Genomic DNA, 18,769 nt, shown 5'->3' with positions numbered 1-18,769 from the left:
TTACTTGCTGAGGCCCACGATCAGCGTGTTCGGGTAGGGCGGGTACGCCGGCAGGTAGAAGTTCTGCACCTTCGAGCCGTGCAGGAACGCGTTGCGGGCGTAGAGCAGCGGGACGACCGGAGCGTCGGCCATGACCTGCTTGTCGAGCGCACCCCACAGGCCGGCCGCCTTGGCCCGGTCCTGCTCGCCGGTCGCGGCGGCGATCGCGGTGTCGACCGCCGGGTTGGAGTAGCGGGCCAGGTTGTACCCGCCGTTGCCGATCTCCGACGACGCGAACAGCGGCTGGATGTTGCCGATCGCGCTCGGGAAGTCCGGCAGCCAGCTCGACACGTTCAGGTCGTAGTCGCCCTTGGGCCCGGTGACCCAGTCGAAGAGCGCCTCGGACGGGATCGGCTTGATCGTCACGGTGATCCCGGCCCGCTTCAGGCCCTGCTGGATCGCCTGCGCGACCGGCGTACCGGACTCGGAGTCCGCGACGATGGTCAGCTTCAGGTTGCTGACCCCGGCCGCGGCCAGCATGGACTTCGCCTTGTCCGGGTCGCCCTGCGGCGGCGCCTCGTACTGGTCGTACTTGCTGTAGCCCTCGATGCCCGGCGTGATCAGCGTCGTGGCGATCTCGCCACCGAACTCCGGGCCGCCCTCGGCGACCTGGACGGCCTGCTTGTCCACGGCGTACTCGATCGCCTTGCGGACGGCCGGGTTGGCCAGCGCCGGGCGCTTGTTGTTCATCGCCAGGAACATCAGCGCGCCGGACGGCGAGGTGGCCACCCGCGCCTTCACGGCCGGGTTGCCGGTGACGCTCGGGATCAGCGCGGCCGGTACCGACGTACCGGTGGTGGCGGCGAACTTGTCGTCGCCGGAGTCCGAGATCAGCCGCTGGTTGATCACGTCGCCCTGCAGGCCCATGTCGTAGACGACCGAGTCCGGCAGACCGGTGCGCGCCTGGTCGGTGGCCTTGTCCCAGTTCGGGTTGCGCTCGAGCTCGAGCTTCGAGCCGGGCGCGTACGACTTGACCTGGTACGGACCGCTGGCGGCCGGCTTCTCGCCGTAGTGCGCCGGGTCGGTGTCGGCCTTCTTCGGTACCGGCGCGAAGGCCGGCATGCTGGCGATCCACGGCCAGTCACCGAAGGCCTTGTCCAGCTTGAAGACGATGGTGGACTCGTCCGGGGTCTCGATCGAGGCGAGCTCGCCGCCCTTGTAGGGCCCGGTGTACTTCTGGCCGCCGGCCAGCAGCGACTTGTGGTAGCCCAGACCGCCGGACAGCTCGGGGGCGAAGGAGCGCTCGACACCGTACTTGATGTCAGCGGCAACGATCGGCGAGCCGTCGGCGTACTTCAGGCCGGGCTTCAGCTTGTACGTCCAGGTCTTGCCGCCGTCACTGGGCTGGCCGATGTCGGTGGCCAGGTCGGGCACGAGCTCCGTCGACTTGTCCGGGTTGGTCTTCCACGACGTCAGGCCGCGCAGCACCAGGTGGATCGCGCTGATCCCCAGGCTCTGGCTCTTGGCCGGCTCGAGGCTGAGTTCCTTGCTGGTGGTGAGGATGTGGAAGGTGCCACCCGGCCCGGCGGCCGCTGTGTCGGCACCGCTCGGGGTGGACTTGTCGTTGGCGTTGCAGGCAGTGACCGCCAACGCCAGTGCGGCCGCGACCGCGACCGCTCGGGTGGTGCGCTTCATAGTGTCCTCTCAGACATTGGGGGGCTCGAGAGTTCGATGGGGGTCTCGGGGAAGTAGCAGGCGACCCGGTGCGCGCCGCCGGCGACTGGTTCGAGCACTGGCCGGGTGGTCGCGCAGATGTCCTCGGCCTTGTAGCACCGGGTCCGGAACGGGCACCCGGAGGGCGGGTCGATCGGAGTCGGCACATCGCCCTTGAGCACGATCCGGTCCCGGACCGCACCTGGGTCGGGCACCGGTACGGCGGACAGCAGCGCGCGCGTGTAGGGATGGGCCGGCGACGAGTACACCTCGGCCGCCGGCCCCTCCTCCACGATCGTGCCGAGGTACATCACGGCGAGCCGGTCGGCGACCTGGCGAACCACCGCGAGGTCATGCGCCACCAGCACGTAGGAGAGGCCGAGCTCATCGCGCAGATCGGCCAGCAGGTTGAGCACCTGGGCTTGCACCGAGACGTCGAGCGCGGACACCGGTTCGTCACAGACGAGCAGATCGGGCTTCACCGCCAGGGCTCGCGCGATCCCGATCCGCTGCCGCTGGCCGCCGGAGAACTCGTGCGGATAGCGCTCGAGGTGCTCCTCGGACAGGCCGACCTGGCCGACCAGCTGGACCAGTTGCGCGCGGGTCGGACGGACTCCCTGCGCCCGGAACGGGGTGGTGAGGATCGTGCCGACGGACTGGCGCGGGTTGAGCGAGGCCTGCGGATCCTGGAAGACCATCTGGATCTTGCGGCGGACCGGGCGGAGTTTGCGGCCCCGCCAGGTGGTGACGTTCTGACCACCGATGAACACCTTGCCGGCGGTCGGATCCAGCAGCCGGGTCGCGAGCCGGGCCAGGGTGGACTTGCCGGATCCCGATTCGCCGACCAGGCCGACGGTCTCCCCCCGGCGGACGACGAAATCGATCCCGTCGACCGCCTTCACCGACTGAGAGCGCTGCCAGGGCGCGGTACCGAGACCGAAGTACTTCTTCACGCCGTCGAGGCGGAGCAGTTCGTCCTGCGTGGTCGGCTCGGTCATGGGGTGACCTCCGGTCGGCGGCCGAGATGGCAGGCGGCCTCGTGATAGCCCTCGCCAGGCCGCGGGGTGAGCTCGGGACGCTCGGTGACGCAGCGCTCCCCCACCTTGCTCGCATACGCGCAGCGCGGCTGGAACGCACAGCCGGTCTTGATCGCGCCGGGCGACGGCGGGCTGCCGGGGATCGTCGTGAGCCGATGCCGCGGCGGTACATCGACCCGTGGCATCGCGCCGAGCAGGCCGAGGCTGTACGGATGCGCTGCCCGGTAGAAGAGGTCCTTCACCGAGCCACGCTCGGCCGCGCGTCCGGCGTACATGACCAGTACGTCGTCCGCGACCTCCGCCACCACCCCGAGGTCGTGCGAGATGAGTACGAGCGCGGTCCCGAACTCCTTCTGCACGTCCTCCAGCAGCCGCATGATCTGCGCCTGCACGGTGACGTCGAGTGCCGTCGTCGGCTCGTCGGCGATCAGCACCTTCGGGTCGTTGATCAGCGCCATCGCGATCACCACGCGCTGCCGCATGCCACCGGAGAATTCGTGCGGATAGTCCTTGGCCCGTTGCGCCGCCGCCGGGATGCCGACCAGATCAAGCATCCGGACTGCCCGCTGGAAGGCTTCCTTCTTCGACACGTCGTGATGCAGCCGGTAGGCCTCGGCGACCTGCCAGCCGACGGAGTAGTACGGGTTGAGCGCGGAGAGCGCGTCCTGGAAGACGAGCGCGATGTCGTTGCCGCGGATCTTGCGCAGTTCGTCAGCGGGCAGGCCCACCAGTTCACGCCCGCCCAGCAGCACCTCGCCGCCGACCTCGGCGTTGCTGGGCAGCAGGCCCATCACCGCGGCTGACGAGACGCTCTTGCCCGAGCCGGACTCGCCGACGATCGCCAGCGTCTGGCCGGGTGCGACCGCGAAGTCGATCCCCGCCACGGCAGGGACCGGGCCGCCCTCGGTACTGAAGGTGACATGGAGGTCGTGGACCTCCAGAACGGGACGGTCAGCCATGAGTCACCCTTGGGTCCAGTACGCCGTGCAGGAGGTCCACCACGAGATTGGCGAGGATCACCAGGAACGCCGCGAACAGCGTCACGCCGACCACCACCGCGACATCGAGCTGGCTGACACCGCTGATCAGCAACTCGCCGAGGCCCTGCATGCTGAACACCTTCTCGGTCAGGATCGCACCGCCGAGCAGGCCGCCGAGGTCCAGGCCGAAGATGGTGACGATCGGTACCAGTACACCGCGCAGGCCGTGCACGTAGACGACCCGGCGCTCGCCGGCGCCCTTCGCCCGGGCGGTGGTGATGTGGTCGAGGTTCATCTCCTCGAGCATCTGCGAACGGGTCAGCCGGATGTACGAGGAGGCCGAGATCGCGGCCAGCACCAGCCAGGGCGTGACCAGGTGCCAGGCCCAGTCGACCGGGCTCTCGGTCAGCGGCACGTAGCCGTTCACCGGGACCATGTTCAGCCAGAACCCGAAGACGAGGATGGCAAGCAGGCCGACCAGGAAGGCCGGGGACGCGACGCCGATCAGCGCTGCGCCGACCGCGAGCCGGTCGAACAGCTTGCCCCGGCGGAGCGCGGCGCCGACACCGAGCGAGACGCCGACGATCAGCCAGATCACCGCAGCGCCGATCGCGATCGACGCTGTGACCGGAAGACGCTGCAGGATCAGCGTGGTCACCGGGCGGGCCAGCGGGAACGAGTACCCGAAGCAGGGCGCGTTGCACTGCACGGCGGCGCCGCCCTCACCGAAGGTCCGCCCGCCGACGATGCCCTTCAGGAACGCCAGGTACTGCTGGATGGTGCTCTGGTCCAGCTGCATGAAGTGCCGTGCTTGCTCCAGGCGGTCCGGCGTACAGGGCTTGCCGCAGCCGAGCGTCGCTGGGTCGGCCGGGAGGGCGTAGAAGATCAGGAAGACGGCGAGGCTGAGCGCGAGCAGGACGAGCACGGTCGAGAACAGCCGGCGGATCAGGAACCAGAGGAGGTCGGGCATCAGTTCGTCCTCCGCAGCCGTACGTCGAAGGCGTCACGGACGCCGTCACCGAGCAGGGTGAAGCCCAGGACCGCGATGAACAGCACGGCGCCGGGGAACAACAGCAACCACGGGTCCGTACCGGTGTAGACCCAGACGATCGAGTCGGAGATCGACCGGCCGAGATCCGGCGTCGGCGGTGGGATGCCGACGCCGAGGAACGACAGTCCCGCCTCCAGCCCGATGTAGCCCGGGACCGACATGGTCGCGACGACGAGGACCGGGCCGAGCAGGTTCGGCAGCAGCTCCCGGGTGATCACGTGCCAGCCACCCGACCCGACGCTGCGCGCCGCCTCGACGAATTCGCGGGTCACCAGCGACCTGGCCTGGTTGCGGATCAGCCGCGCCAGACCGGCCCAGCCGAAGACGCTGATCACCAGGATGAGCAGCAGCCAGCGCGGGAAGCCGGTCGGCACGATGATGCCGAGGGCAATCATGAAGACGAGCGACGGGAAGCCGAACAGGAAGTCCAGCAGGCGGGACACGACCGCGTCGTACCAGCCGCCGAAGTAGGCCGCGCTGATCCCGACGAGAGTGCCGAGCACGGTCGTGATGACGGTGCAGGCGAGCGCGATGAACAGCGAGGTGCGCAGGCCGAGCACGACGATCGAGAACAGGTCGCGGCCGGTCAGGGGTTCGACGCCGAACCAGTGGTCGGCGCTGAGACCGCCGACCGCGCCGCGCGGGGCATTACCGCGCGCGGGGTCGAGCAGCCCGATGTTGTAGGTGTACGCGTCCTGGCCGGCCAGCTTCACCAGCAATGGCGCGGCGGCGGCGACCAGCACCAGGACAAGTACCAGCCACGCCCCCAACCGCGCGCTCCGGTCCCGTCGCACGCGACGCAATGCCTGACGGGTCGGTGAGACGGCCGCAGCGACCGAGGAACTCACTAGCACTCCTGACAACGATGGACTTAACCCCAAGCCGAATGACGGTAGGCCAGAGTCTCCCACCATCCACACCACATCTTGAATGATGAGAATGTCAGTCCACGCACAAGGGTTTGGTCAAGCCTCGCCGATCGCTGCGTTACCGGTGTACTACTCCTCGTCGACGAGTTGCCAGTTGCGGCGTGGGAGGAGGCGGATCAGGAGGTAGGCGGCGGCCGCGCCGGCCAGGAATCCGGGGATGGACCAGCGCCAGCCGAGGAGCGGCTTCTGCTCCGTTTTCAGGACCGTGGTGGTGGGGGTGTCGTCCACGGCGGCTACCTCGGCCGGGGTTTGCGGGGCCGCTGGAAGGATCGTGGGGCCGCCGACGGCATTGTCGTGGCCTTTGCCGTGGAGCAGGCCGAGGCCGACCAGGAGTTTGACGAGCTTCACGTCGTCGGCGGCGCGGTGCCAGACCGGCTTGTCCGGGAGAGTGCCGGTGCCCAGGTCCGATTGGGTGGTCGCGATCCACGGGCCGCCTGGTGCGTCGGGGTAGATGACGTCTAGGCGCCATGGGGTCATGTCGTGGATCAGCCAGGTCGCCCGGACGAAGGTGCCGGCGGCATGGTCCACACCGTCGTCAGGGCCTTTGGGCTCCGTGGTCAGCAGCTCCTGCAGTTCGGTGTACGACTTGTCGTCGTAGCCGGCGGCAACCACTTTGCCGGAGTCCGGGCGGCTCAGTAGGACGCTGGTCGGACCGCCCGCGTGGGCGGGGAGGGTGCCGACGCCGGCGATACCCAGGACGATCAGCAGGACGGTACGGCGTACCCAGTGCTTCATGGCGGTCTCCTCACTCGACTGCCCTTGATACACCGCTAGCCGCCAGCTGGTTCCCGTATCACCGGGCTAGCTCGACCGCGCGATCCTTCTCCGGCACACCCTCGAGGCGGTACGTCACTCCATCCCGCACCCAGACCAGTGTCGGCCCCGCGACCCGCACTGTCTGCTCGGCACCGGTCTTCTTCACCAGTACGAGCTCGTGCGGCGTACTGAACCAGTAGCCGTCGATGGACTGCACATACTCCAGCTCTGAGTAGTACTTCTTGAAGTAGTACGGCTGCGGCTCCGCCTGGAACTGCTCCAGCCGTACGACGCCAGTCGCCGTCCGCCAACTCATCGCCACGAACCCAGCGGATGCTTGGACATGCTTCGGTGTCCCCAGTGCCTTGGGCACCACCGGTGTGAACCCAGCACTCTTGGCAGCCTCAGCCACGGTCAGATCTCCGACCACCTCCGGAGCCCCTGGAGCAGTCGTCGGCCCACTAGGCACCTGCACGGCCTCCACTCCCCCAATGTCGAGCCACTCAGCCACCTGCGCCCTCACTGGCTCGGCGACGAGCGCACCCGCTAGCAAGATCGCTAGGAGGGCCAACAGCGAACGCCAGCGACTCCGGAGAGCCGCGCCGAAGCTACGGCGTACCGGAGGCTCTGCAACCCGCTCAAGCACTCTTGCGGCCAGCCCGTCCGCAACAGGAGGCACTGCGGCGCTGCGGCCGAGCGCCCGGAGCTCATCTTCCAATGACGTCATCGCTGCACCTCCCTGTCAGGTAGTTGCGTCCGTAGCCGCCCCAGAGCCCGGTGCAGCCGCGACTTCACGGTCCCTCGTGGCCAGCCCAGGACTGTGGCCGTCTCTTGCTCATCCAGCTCCAGCAGGTACCGGCACGTCACCACGAGCCGGTACTGCTCAGGCAGACCCCGTACCGCCGCCAGCAACTCAGCACGCCGCTCAGCGTCGGCCGCCTCATCCGCCGGATCGAGCACCGCCTCCGGCAGTACCGCCAGCTCCTCGCGCTTCGCCCGACGGCCTCGCGACCGCATCAGGTTGCGCGTCTCGTTAGCTACGATCCGCAGCAACCAAGGCCGGAACGTCGCGCCGTCCCTGAATGACCCTAGGGCCCGGAACGCCTTCACGAACGACTCCTGCACCACGTCGTCCGCATCAGCGCCGGCCCCCAGGAACACCGCCGTCCGCTTCGCCACCGAGGCATGCATCAGCACCAACTCGCCGTACGCGGCCGTCTCCCCACCGCGCACCCGAGCCAGAATCTCCGCCTCGCCCAACTCGCCGATCCCGGCCTCCCATTCGCTGCCTACGCCCTCACTACACCTCTGTGGGGCCATCGGTTCCAGCTACTGGCGGGGTTTGACTCGCTTGGTGGGTGGAGCGGTCAGGGGGTCCTCGGGCCAGGGGTGGCGGGGGTAGCGGGCTCGGAGGTCGGCTCGCACTTGGGGGTAGCCCTGAGCCCAGAAGGAGGCGAGGTCGCTGGTGATGGCGACCGGGCGTCTTGCGGGCGAGAGCAGATGCAGTACCACCGGGACGCGGCCGTCCGCGACGGTCGGGGTCGTCGTCCAGCCGAAGACCTCTTGCAGTTTGACCGCGAGGACCGGCGGCTCGGCACCGTCGTACGCGAGGCGCACTTGAGATCCGGACGGCACCTGGATGCGTTCCGGCGCGAGCTCTCCGAACCGGGTGGCGGCTGGCCATGGCAGAAGTCGCCGGAGCGCCGTGGCGACGTCGAGGTGGGCGAGATCGCGCGCGCCACGCACCGAGGAGAGCTCGAGCCAGTCGTCGAGGCCAGCCAGCAACGCCGCGTCGTCGACTGCGGGCCAAGGTTCACCGAGGTGCGCGTGGCAGAACGCGAGCCGCTCGCGCAACGAGTCGGCGGCCTCGGACCATCGCAGTACGCCGAGCCCGCTACGGCGCAGCCCATCGCGAACAGCCGCCTGAACCAGCAACGGATCCGGCTTCGTCAGCGGCACGTCATTGAGCACGATCGCACCCAACGACTCCACCCGCCGGGTCACGATCCGCCCGTCATCCCACCGGATCTGATCTGTGGTCGACACCAGATCACCAGCGATATCCCGAGCCGTCGCCTCATCAATCGGCGCCGCAGAACGAATCCGCGCGTCAGCCCTGCCCGGCGCCCGATCCGCCACCGCAATCGCCAACCACCGCGTACTCCGCAACCCCGACTGCGGATCCAGCACGGCCCCCGTCCCACCCGACATCTGATAAGTCGCCGAGTCCACCTCCCGAGCCCGAGCAATCCGATCCGGATAAGCCAACCCAACAACAATCCCCGCCGCCAAATCATCCGGTACTACGCCCGCCGCACCTCCCGCCGACTGGCCGGCCGAAGCGCCATCGGCCGTCGACCGGGAGCCTCCGGCTGTCGTTGGTTCCGAGCCGCGGCCGAGGCGTTTTGTTTCTTCTCGCCAGCGGGCGGTGGCGGCGCGGTCGGTGCCTCGGCGGAGGGAACGCCAGCGGGCCGGGAGGTCGTCGCCGAAGTCTCGGCCGGAGTCGTCGGAGAGCAGCGCGACGATCTCGCGGGCTCGGTCGGCTCCGACTCGCGACGTGCCATCCAGCAACGCGCGGGCCAGCCGGGGGTGGGCGCCGATCGCGGCCATCTGCCGTCCCCTGGAGGTGATCCGGCCGTTGTCGTCGATGGCGTCCAAGCGATGCAACAGCTCGGTCGCCGCGCTCATCGCCACCTCCGGCGGCTGCTCCAGCAACGTCAGACCGTCACCACCCGGCGCACCCCACGCGGCAAGGTCCAGCGCGAAGGCCGCGAGATCAGCGGTGGCGATCTCCGGCGCGGGATGATCGTCGAGATGCGCGTGATCGGTCGCGGACCAGCACCGGTAGACCCGTCCAGGCGCCTCCCGCCCAGCACGACCGGCCCGCTGATCGGCCGACGACTTCGACACCCGGCAACTCACCAACGCACCAAGCCCCCGCGACTGATCAGTCCGAGGCTCCCGAGCAAGCCCCGAATCAACCACCACCCGAACCCCAGGCACCGTCAACGAACTCTCCGCCACCGAGGTCGTCACCACGATCCGACGCCCAACCCCCGGCGCCAACGCCCGCTCCTGCTCCGCCCGAGACTGCCGCCCAAACAACGGCAAAACAACCGCCCGAGCCCCTGCACCAGACCCCACAAGCAATTCAGGCTGCCCGGCCAGCCGGCGTGTGACGCCGTTGATCTCAGCCTCTCCTGGCACAAACACGAGGATGTCGCCCTCGTTATCGGCCAACGCCCTCCGGACGACCGCGGCAACGTGATCCAGCAACCGCGGATCCACCCGCCCGCCAGGCAGAATCGGCACCGGCACCGGAGGCGGCGCCCACTCGATCTCCACCCCGAACATCGCCGCCGACGCCGTCACCACCGGTGCCGCCTCACCCTCGCCCGCGCCTCCGCCTGCACCCGCGCCGGTGCCCAGTACGCGGCTCAGCTTGACCGTCTCCGCGGTGGCCGACGTCGCGACGATCGCGAGATCCTCCCGCAAGTTCGTGCGGATATCGACACACAGCGCCAGCAGCAGATCGGCATCGAGATGTCGCTCGTGGCACTCGTCGATCACGATCGCGGCCACCCCGGGCAGCTCCGGGTTCTGCTGCAACCGGCGTACCAGAAGCCCGGTCGTCACCACCTCCACCCGGAGGTCCTTCCCGCCGCTGCGCTCACCCCGCATCGCGTACCCGATCCGCCGCCCGAGCGGTTCACCCACCAACATCGCCAGCCGGGTCGCCGCAGCCCGAGTCGCCATCCTCCGCGGCTCGGCCACGATGATCGTGCCCGGCAAAGCATCGGCGAGAGCCAGCGGCAGCAGGGATGTCTTCCCCGACCCCGGCGGCGCGACCAGCACCGCCGTGCCGTGCCGGCGTACCGCCTCAACGGTCGCGGGCAGCACCGCACGAACAGGCAGGTCGGCCCCAGGCACCGACGGATCAGGCAACAGCACAGCGCCGACGCTAGCCGACCGCCACCACCCAGCCACCACCGCGCAGGCACGACACAGATATCGGATGAGCGTCGTACCGGCGATGGCCTAGGGTCGCATTCGTGCCTGAAGTCGATGCGACCTTCCTAGCCCTTCCCCGACATGAGTTGGCCGGTGCTGCCTTGCAGCGGGCCAAGGATCTGGGGGCCACCTTCGCCGAGTTCCGCCTGGAGCGGATCCGGTCCGAGTCGATCAGCGTGCGGGACGGGGTGCTCGAGAGTGCCCACGACGACGAGGATCTCGGCCTGGCCGTCCGGGTGATCCACGACGGGACCTGGGGGTTCGCCGCCGGTGTCGCGTTGACGACCGACGAGGCCGTCCGGGTGGCCGAGCAGGCCGTGCACCTGGCTCAGGTCTCGCGGCCGATCAACTCCGAGCCGATCGAGCTCGCCGACGAGCCGGTCTACGACGACGTCACCTGGGTCTCGGCGTACGAGATCGACCCGCTGAGCCTCCCCCGTGCCGAGAAGGTCGCGTTGCTGGTCGGCTGGAGCAACCAACTGCTCCAACACGACGCCGTCACCCACGTCACCGCGCACGTGTCGTCGGTGAACGAGTGCAAGTTCTACGCGAACTCCGAAGGCACCTCCACCACGCAGCAGCGGGTACGGATCGGTCCGAAGGTCCGGGCGACGGCAGTGGACGCCGAGACCGGCCGGTTCGACACCATGGCCAGCTGCGCGCCGCCGGCCGGCCGCGGCTGGGAGTACATGACCGGTACCGGCTGGAACTGGGATGAGGAGCTCGCCCAGCTCCCCGTCTGGCTGGCCGACAAGATGGCCGCCCCGAGCGTCGAGGCCGGCAACTACGACCTGGTGATCGACCCGACCAACCTGTGGCTGACCATCCACGAGTCGATCGGCCACGCGACCGAGCTGGACCGCGCACTCGGCTACGAGGCCAACTACGCCGGTACCAGCTTCGCCACCCTCGACAAGCTGGGCAGCCTCAAGTACGGCTCACCCGTCATGCAGGTGACCGGCGACCGTACCCAGGTGAACGGCCTGTCCACCGTCGGGTACGACGACGAGGGCGTGGCCGGCCAGCAGTGGGACCTGGTCAAGGACGGGGTCCTGGTCGGGTACCAGGTGGACCGCCGGATGGCGAAGGTCAACCAGGACGTACTGGGCACCGACCGCTCCAACGGCTGCGCGTACGCCGACTCCTCCGGGCACATCCCCATCCAGCGGATGGCCAACGTGTCCCTGCAGCCCGCTGTGGACGGCCCCTCGACCGAGGAGCTGATCAGCCGGGTGAAGAACGGCATCTACATCGTCGGCGACAAGTCGTGGTCGATCGACATGCAGCGGTACAACTTCCAGTTCACCGGGCAGCGGTTCTACAAGATCACCGACGGCAAGCTGGACGGCCAGCTGCGCGATGTCGCCTACCAGGCCACCACCACCGACTTCTGGGGCTCCATGGAGGCAGTGGGCGGCCCCGAGACGTACGTGCTCGGCGGCGCCCTCAACTGCGGCAAGGCGCAGCCCTCCCAATCTGGTGCCGTCACCCACGGCTGCCCGTCCGCCCTGTTCCGCGACGTCCGCATTCTCAACACCACGCAGGAGGCCGGCCGGTGACGTCCGCCATTCAGCTCAGCCCGCAGGACACCATCGAGCGCGGCCTGCACCTGGCTGCGGCCGCAGGGGCCTCGGGTTGCGTAGTACTGGTCTCTGAGACCTCCAGTGCCAACCTGCGCTGGGCCAACAACACCCTGACCACCAACGGCGCCATGCGCGGCTCCCGGGTCACAGTGATCGCCACTGTCGGCGCAGGAGAGGGCACTGCGGCCGGCGTGATCGGCCGCTCGTCCGCTACTGACGCCAGCCTGCAGGAGCTCGTCTCAGCCGCTGTAGCCGCGGCACGCGAGTCCAGCCCGGCCGAAGACGCCCGGCCGCTTGTAGAGGGCACTGTTGGCGAGGGCTGGGATGAAGAGCCCGACGAGACCTCCGTCAACGTGTACGCCGACTTCGCGCCCGCACTCGGCGAGACGCTCACCCGGGCGACCAAGGAGAGCCGCTGGCTCTACGGCTTCGCCGACCACGAGGTAGTCACCCTGTACGTCGGTTCGTCCACCGGACTCCGGTTGCGGCACAGCCTCCCCCGGGGCTTCGTCTCGGCCACCGGCAAGTCAGGCGACCTCAGCCAGTCGGCCTGGGCCGGCGCAGCTACCCGCGACTTCAGCGACATCGACCCGCTCGCGATCGACGCCGAGCTCACCCGCCGGCTCGGCTGGGCAACCCGCACGGTCTCGGTCGATGCAGGCCGGCACCCGACGGTGCTCCCGCCCGCAGCCGTGGCCGACCTCACGACCTTCCTCTTCTGGGAGCTCGACGGCCGGGACGCCCACGAAGGCCGCAGTGTCTTCTCGAAGCCGTCCGGCGGCACCCGGATCGGTGAGGTGCTGTTCCCGCAGCCCGTCAACCTGCGTTCGGATCCGCGGCTCTCCGGGCTGGAGACCTTCCCGTTCGCGGTCGCGCGGGCGTCGGGCGGTTCGTCCAGCGTCTTCGACAACGGCCTCGCCCTCGGCGCGACCGATTGGATCCGCGGCGGCAAGCTCGAGAACCTGATGCAGAGCCGCTTCACCGCCGACCTCACCGGCGCACCGGCGGTCACCCCGGAGATCGAGAACTACGTGCTCTCGGTCGACGGCGCCTCCGGTACGACGGAAGACCTCGTCGCTGGACTCGACCACGGCCTGCTGCTCACGTCGCTGTGGTACATCCGGCCGGTCGACCAGCAAACGCTGCTACTCACCGGACTGACCCGGGACGGCGTCTACCTGGTCGAGAACGGGGAGGTGACTGGTGCCGTGAACAACTTCCGCTTCAACGAGAGCCCGGTCGACCTGCTCGCACGGTTCACGGCCGCCGGCGCGACCGTGCCGACCTTGTCCCGGGAGTGGGGCGACGACTTCTCCCGGACGGCGACCCCGCCGCTGCTGGTGCCGGACTTCAACATGTCCAGCGTGAGCCAGGCATCCTGACCCAACGCCAGAGGCCCGGCATCCCGTAGTACGGGATGCCGGGCCTCTGCAGTTGCGTCAGGCAATCAGGCCTGGGGCGCCGGCGGGTAGCCCGGGTAGCCCGGCTCGCCACCGGGACCGAAGCGCTCGGCGGCCTTCGGGTCCGGACCGTACGCGTTGTCTCCCGCGTTGCCCTCCTGGATCGCGAAGACCAGGAAGACGATCCAGCCGACACAGGGAACGAGGTTGATCAGGATCCACCAACCGCTGCGTCCGGTGTCGTGCAGCCGGCGGACACCGACGGCCAGCGACGGGACCAGCACTGCCAGGGAGTAGATCGTGCTCAGTACACCTTGGTTCGCCGAACCGAAGGTGGTGCCGACGATGTTGTCGATGGCGGTGAGCACCAGCGAGATGATCACGTTGAACAACGCGAACATCCAGTATTCCTTGCGGCGCGCACGGCCGCTGAACTCGGCGTACTTCTTGATGACATCTGTGTACCACTGCATGGGTGTTTCTCCGATGGTCGAAAGTGAACGCGGACCGAGCCTGTCGGTACCCACTTGGTTCGTCAATGCAAGGTTTCGCTTCAGTGACCAGATCGCAACACGGCACGCCGTAGTTACAGTCAACTTGAGATCAGCGGAGCCGGTTTCGCCTGGGTGACCCGCCACAGCCGGCGGCCGTTCTCCTCGTACGGATCGGCGCCGCCGAGCTCCCAGCGGTCGGCCAGTTCCTGCACCAGATCGAGGTCGAAGAACCGGCCGGCGAAGCCGTCCTTTGCATACAGTCCGTCGCCGATCTCGACGCAGTGGCCGAAGCGGCTGTCATCGGTCGACCACACCGTGTACACGAAGAGCCCGCCAGGGCGTAGTACCCGGCGGATCTCGTTGACCAGGCTGCGGAGTTCGGTGCGCGAGAAGGCCATGTTCAGCAGGACATTCGCGTACACCGCGCCGACCGTCGCGTCGGCCGGTGGCAGCGGGTCGCGGACGTCGTGCAGGGCCGCGGTGACCCGGTCGTCCAGCCCTTCGCGCTGCGCCTCCAGCCGGAGCTGGTCCAGCGCAGAGTCGCTGAAGTCGGTGGCATGCACGCTGAATCCCTGCCTGGCAAGGTAGAACGCGTCCCTGCCCTGCCCAGCGCCCAGCTCCAGCACGTCATCGATGCCTGCGGCACCGAACAGCTTCGCCGTCCAGCGGGCCGCCGCCGACGGGTCCGCGCCGTGCAGGCTCGGATGCTGCTCGTAGGCCGTCTGCCATCGCTCTTGCTGAGCCCTTGCGAGCTCCACGTATCCAGTCTTCATCTTGCTCCCCGTGTTCGCCTCGCCGGTCTTTGCGAACCGGCAGACCCGCAGCAGCCTACGCGACGAACTGAGTAGACGTACTCAAGCGTCCACCCGTTCCACCTGGCGATAGTGAGCTGGACGATCGAGGAGGACGCCAGATGAACACCTTCCAGTGCCCTGTCTGCCACACCCAGCTCGGAGTGGACATCCATCTGGCCGCACCGGCGCCGGTTGCCGTCCCTCGACCGGTACCACCGCCGCCCCCTATGCCCGTCCACAAACTCCCAGGTCAGCAAGGCCCTTTGCGCCCGCCACCGTTGCCGAAGCCACGCCGCGCGCCCCGCCCACGCAGACGATTGAGCCCGCAAGCAACGCTTCTCAGCCTCGGCGTACTCCTCCTGCTAGCCGCCGGCGTCACCTTCCTAGCCGTCACCTGGGACAGTCTCTCCGTCCCCGTCCAGGCCTCGATCATCGCCACCCTCGCCGCACTGGCCCTGGCCGGATCCGTCCTTATAGCACGCCGAAAGCTCACTGGTACCGCTGAAGCGCTGGCCATTCTCGGCAGCGGCTTGCTCACGGTCGACCTGTACGGCGCCCGCGCCCTCGGCCTGATCTCCCCAGACACGATGGACGGCCTCACCTACTTCGGCCTGGCCGCCGCGATAGTTGCCGCGACCAACCTCTTGCTGTCACGCATCGCACCCAGCGTGATCACGTACGGTGTCGCCGTCGTCATCATCGGTCAACTCCCGCTGCCCTTCTTGCTGGCCGACCGCGTAGCCCTCGCCCCCTTCCTGCTCGGCCTGCTCATCCAGGTAGCGATCACCCTCTACTGGACGTCCAAGAGCACCAAGCTCATCCGCATCACTGGCGCACTCTGCTCCGCCGTCGTCTTCTGGGGCCTGATGATCACCGGCTGCGGCCGCATCCTCATCAGCCTCGACTCGGCGGCAGCGCTCTCCCCCGTCATCGCCACAACGGCTGTCATCTGCCTCTCAGCAGCCGTCGGCATCCTCCTGCTCCGCACGATCGCGCTTCCCTTCTCCTTCCCACCAGCCCTCGGCGAATCAGCCTGTACTGCGGCAGCCGCGTTCGCCCTAGCCACCTGCCTCCCCCAAATCCCCACCACCGGCCGCTGGCTCGACACTGCCCTAGCCACCGTCCTCGCCTTGGCAGCTCTCCTGATGCTCAAGCGGACCACCATGCTTTGGACCGCGACGACAGTCGTTGCCCTAGTCAACTTCGTCGTCTGCGCCGCCGCCGACGACCTCGTGCAACTCGGCCTGATCTCCGCCACCGTCGCTGCCCTGGCCCTGGTCGCCGCGTGGCGCAAACGCCTAAACCCACCGACCGCAGCGATCACCGCCAGCATCGCCGCTCAACTAGCGATCGTCCTGACCACCTACGACGGCCTCTTCACCCTCTGGACCGGCGCCATCCTGCTATCGGTGGTGGGCGCAACCTCGATCTCCACCGCCTGCCCGGTCAGCAACGGCGACCTGGAACGTGCCCTCCTGATCCCCGCAACCTTCGCAACAGCCATCGCCGAATCCATCGCCCTCATCGACACCCGCCCCACCATCACCGGCATCGTCCTCACCATCACCGCAGCCCCCTTAGTTGCCTACGGCATGCGTCCCACCCGCCGCCCCGCCCTACTCCTGGCCGGCCTCCTCCTATCCCTCGCCAACACAGCCTTCGCCCTAGGAACCACCGCCACCACCCTCGAATGGTTCACCCTGCCTCCCGCGGCGGTCATCCTCGCGATCGGCATCTACGCCTACCGCACCCAACCCAGCTGGATCTACCTAGGCCCCGGCCTACTCCTGGCCCTCGCCCCCTCCGCCCTAGTTGCCAACAGCAACTACGACTACCTCCGCACCACCTTCGTAGTAGCCGCCGCCGTAGCCGTGATCCTCATCGGCACCCGCTACTCCCTCCAGGCCCCCTTCATCATCGGCGCCACCGTCCTCCTGAAAATCGCCCTCTGGCAATTCCTAGAGGTAGCCCCATTGATCCCCCGCTGGATCACCCTGGCCACCGCCGGCCTAATCCTCCTGACAGTAGGAGCCACCTATGAACGCCACCTAAAAACCGCCAAACAAGCAGCCCACTGGCTAACCTCGCTGCGCTGATCCGGGCCGTCGCCACTCCGGAGCGGCTGCGGTGAGCCCGGCTCTCTCCGATACTGGAGACGACAGACAACAGCGCCGGGGGGCGAATGGCCAACCGCGAAGAATTGGACTCGTCCGATGCCGTTGTGCTGACTCATGCACTGGAGAAGCTTCGGGCGCGTGACGGTCTGGTGCTAGAGCGGTTGCAGACCACGACCAGGAAGAGCGACGTCGCACCGCTGCTCAAGATCCCCTTGGTCCAGGACTTCGCCCGGCTGCAGGACATCGACCCCGCGCTGGCCGCACTGCAGGTGGTCGCCCAGTGCGTTCGCGACACCACTGACGGTACTCACCAGATCGTCGCCGACGCGGTCCTCGGCCTCGGCGTACTGGGTGACGGCTACTCGCAGTACGGCCTCGAGGAGAAGGTGATCCAGGCGCTCCGGGCGGACTCGCTGGGACGCCGCCGAGCCACTCTGCTGAACAACTGGCGTCATCTGCACCTCGCGATGGGGCTGGTGCCCAGCCATCCGCCCAGTGACCGGACACTTCGGGGAACGATGGAGTCCGACGTACTACGGCAGCTGGCGCGGCAGCTGCTCCAGCCCGAGAACCACCCCCTCGTAGTACCAGAACCAGCTCCGGTACCTCCGGGCACGCCGCGGGTGGCACCGTCCGGCCGCGTCATCGTGGTCGGTGGAGCGGTGATGGATGTGGTCTTCCGGACCAAACTGATCCCGCAGCACGAGACCTCGACGCTGGCCGACGACTGCTTGATAACCCCCGGTGGCAAAGGTGTGAGCCAGGCCGTTGCCGCCGCCCGGCTGGGGCTCAAGGTCAGCCTGGTCGCGGCGCTCGGCGACGACCGGTTCGGTCAGGAGATCGTCGAGCATCTGCGGGCCGAGAACGTCGACACCTCGCTGCTCAAGATCGTCCGCGGTGCGCGGACGCCGATGACCGGCGTCTTCGAGCTGCGACTAGGCGACAGCATCGCGGCGGTCTGGCGCAACTCCGGCGAGATCAATCTGGGCGTCCGCGATCTCGACCTGCTCGCCCGCCAGATCGCCGACTGCGACGCGGTCCTGCTCACCTTCGAGGTGCCGCGCGAGACCTTCCAGCGTGCCACGGACCTGGCCCACCCGGACGAACACTCGGGTCCGACGGTGATCGTCACTCCGGGACAGCCCTACGCCGACGGCGGCATCTCCCGGCTGGCCTTGTCGCAGATCGACTTCCTCGTCGCTCATGCGTGGGAGCTCGAGCGGTACATCCCGGCCGGCCATAGCCGCTTCGACCCCGACCGGGTCGGAGAACATCTGCTCGAGCGAGGCGTCGGCACTCTCTGCCTGCTGGGCTACGGCGGCGGGCTCGTCTACTCGCAGACCACTCCGCGCATCGACCGGCTGCCGACGGTCTCGTCGCCGTTCAAGGAGTCCTCGAGCACCCGGGACGCTTTCTGCGCCGCGCTGGCCGCGAAGCTGATCGACGACGGCACCTTCACCGACACGGTCGCCGAGTGGGCCACCGCAGCGATGGCCTGCGTCGCCGAGGACCACACGCACTCAACGACGATGCCCGACCGGGACCGGATCGATCGGAAGCTCCGCAGCGCCCGAGCCGGCCGCTGACCCCTGCCATTTCGGGCTGGACCGTTGCCAATTGGCAACGACGGCTTCCAATTGGCGGCTGGACCGGCGCGAAGATCGGCTTCAGCCCGCGCCATTAAATCACATTGACACCCAATTGCCGTGCTGTTCACTGAAAACAAAACCGCTCGAGGCAAACGGAAGTGAGGGATACCGATGACCGACAACCACGCAGTGGTAATGATTCTGATGGGAATCGTGGCCGCCATCCTTTACCGCTTCTGGAAGCAGATCCTGCTGGCGCTCCTGATGGTGGTCGTCACCATCTTCTGCTTCGGCATCTACAGCTTCGCGGTCAGCCTGGCCAGCTGAGGCACCCGG

16 protein-coding genes are annotated in these 18,769 nt (G+C 68.2%); 5 read left to right on the top strand and 11 right to left on the bottom strand.

Annotated features, from left to right (window positions below; translation table 11 throughout):
• The 9 genes from OHA70_RS29650 to hrpB form a co-directional block, all read right to left on the bottom strand.
• Nucleotides 1–1,674: an ABC transporter substrate-binding protein gene (locus tag OHA70_RS29650; RefSeq protein ID WP_328323000.1), complete on the bottom strand. Its 1,674-nt coding sequence runs from the start codon at nt 1,672–1,674 to the stop codon at nt 1–3.
• Nucleotides 1,671–2,690, bottom strand: a complete 1,020-nt coding sequence (locus OHA70_RS29645; protein WP_328322998.1) for an ABC transporter ATP-binding protein — start codon at nt 2,688–2,690, stop codon at nt 1,671–1,673. The genes OHA70_RS29650 and OHA70_RS29645 overlap by 4 nt, the downstream gene beginning before the upstream one ends.
• On the bottom strand, nt 2,687–3,688 hold the full coding sequence (locus OHA70_RS29640; protein WP_328322996.1) for an ABC transporter ATP-binding protein: 1,002 nt from the start codon (nt 3,686–3,688) through the stop codon (nt 2,687–2,689). Before OHA70_RS29640 ends, OHA70_RS29645 begins: the two co-directional genes overlap by 4 nt.
• A complete protein-coding gene (locus OHA70_RS29635; protein WP_328322994.1) occupies nt 3,681–4,679 on the bottom strand; it encodes an ABC transporter permease in 999 nt (332 codons plus the stop codon). Before OHA70_RS29635 ends, OHA70_RS29640 begins: the two co-directional genes overlap by 8 nt.
• A complete protein-coding gene (locus tag OHA70_RS29630; RefSeq protein WP_328322992.1) occupies nt 4,679–5,608 on the bottom strand; it encodes an ABC transporter permease in 930 nt (309 codons plus the stop codon). The genes OHA70_RS29635 and OHA70_RS29630 overlap by 1 nt, the downstream gene beginning before the upstream one ends.
• 150 nt (nt 5,609–5,758) lie before the next feature.
• The gene (locus tag OHA70_RS29625) at nt 5,759–6,424 is read right to left on the bottom strand and encodes a hypothetical protein (RefSeq protein ID WP_328322990.1); all 666 of its coding nucleotides are present in this window, start codon (nt 6,422–6,424) and stop codon (nt 5,759–5,761) included.
• Nucleotides 6,425–6,482: 58 nt separating this feature from the next.
• Entirely contained in the window at nt 6,483–7,172 is a 690-nt protein-coding gene (locus OHA70_RS29620; RefSeq protein WP_328322988.1) for a hypothetical protein, read from the bottom strand.
• Nucleotides 7,169–7,765, bottom strand: coding sequence for an RNA polymerase sigma factor (locus OHA70_RS29615; protein ID WP_328322986.1), 597 nt, complete (start codon nt 7,763–7,765; stop codon nt 7,169–7,171). Before OHA70_RS29615 ends, OHA70_RS29620 begins: the two co-directional genes overlap by 4 nt.
• 9 nt (nt 7,766–7,774) lie before the next feature.
• Nucleotides 7,775–10,396 carry an ATP-dependent helicase HrpB gene (gene hrpB, locus OHA70_RS29610; RefSeq protein WP_328322984.1) on the bottom strand — a complete coding sequence of 874 codons (2,622 nt, stop codon included), beginning with the start codon at nt 10,394–10,396 and terminating at the stop codon, nt 7,775–7,777.
• A 101-nt stretch (nt 10,397–10,497) separates the two neighbouring features.
• On the opposite strand from hrpB, the gene OHA70_RS29605 reads away from it, so the two are divergent.
• Nucleotides 10,498–12,015, top strand: a complete 1,518-nt coding sequence (locus OHA70_RS29605; protein WP_328322982.1) for a TldD/PmbA family protein — start codon at nt 10,498–10,500, stop codon at nt 12,013–12,015.
• Complete coding sequence (locus tag OHA70_RS29600; RefSeq protein ID WP_328322980.1) at nt 12,012–13,421, top strand: metallopeptidase TldD-related protein; 1,410 nt, start codon at nt 12,012–12,014, stop codon at nt 13,419–13,421. Before OHA70_RS29605 ends, OHA70_RS29600 begins: the two co-directional genes overlap by 4 nt.
• Nucleotides 13,422–13,486: 65 nt before the next feature.
• On the opposite strand, the gene OHA70_RS29595 is transcribed toward OHA70_RS29600, so the two are convergent.
• Together OHA70_RS29595 and OHA70_RS29590 are read right to left on the bottom strand one after the other, a co-directional pair.
• Nucleotides 13,487–13,912 (bottom strand): DUF805 domain-containing protein, encoded by a 426-nt coding sequence (locus OHA70_RS29595; protein ID WP_328322978.1) that lies wholly within the window; start codon nt 13,910–13,912, stop codon nt 13,487–13,489.
• A gap of 119 nt (nt 13,913–14,031) precedes the next feature.
• On the bottom strand, nt 14,032–14,706 hold the full coding sequence (locus OHA70_RS29590; protein WP_328322976.1) for a class I SAM-dependent methyltransferase: 675 nt from the start codon (nt 14,704–14,706) through the stop codon (nt 14,032–14,034).
• Nucleotides 14,707–15,044: 338 nt separating this feature from the next.
• Here OHA70_RS29590 and OHA70_RS29585 point away from each other — a divergent pair, with 338 nt between their 5' ends.
• The 3 genes from OHA70_RS29585 to OHA70_RS29575 all read left to right on the top strand — a co-directional run bounded on the left by OHA70_RS29585 (nt 15,045) and on the right by OHA70_RS29575 (nt 18,760).
• Nucleotides 15,045–16,823, top strand: coding sequence for an SCO7613 C-terminal domain-containing membrane protein (locus OHA70_RS29585; RefSeq protein ID WP_328322974.1), 1,779 nt, complete (start codon nt 15,045–15,047; stop codon nt 16,821–16,823).
• A 125-nt stretch (nt 16,824–16,948) separates the two neighbouring features.
• The gene (locus OHA70_RS29580; RefSeq protein WP_328322972.1) at nt 16,949–18,430 is read left to right on the top strand and encodes a PfkB family carbohydrate kinase; all 1,482 of its coding nucleotides are present in this window, start codon (nt 16,949–16,951) and stop codon (nt 18,428–18,430) included.
• A gap of 174 nt (nt 18,431–18,604) precedes the next feature.
• The gene (locus OHA70_RS29575) at nt 18,605–18,760 is read left to right on the top strand and encodes a hypothetical protein (protein WP_328322970.1); all 156 of its coding nucleotides are present in this window, start codon (nt 18,605–18,607) and stop codon (nt 18,758–18,760) included.
• Nucleotides 18,761–18,769 lie beyond the last annotated feature (9 nt).

Source organism: Kribbella sp. NBC_00382 (assembly GCF_036067295.1).
In the GTDB taxonomy this organism is placed as follows: Bacteria; Actinomycetota; Actinomycetes; order Propionibacteriales; family Kribbellaceae; genus Kribbella.
Note: the sequence above shows the minus strand (reverse complement) of the source record. Positions and strands in the feature narration are given on the sequence as shown.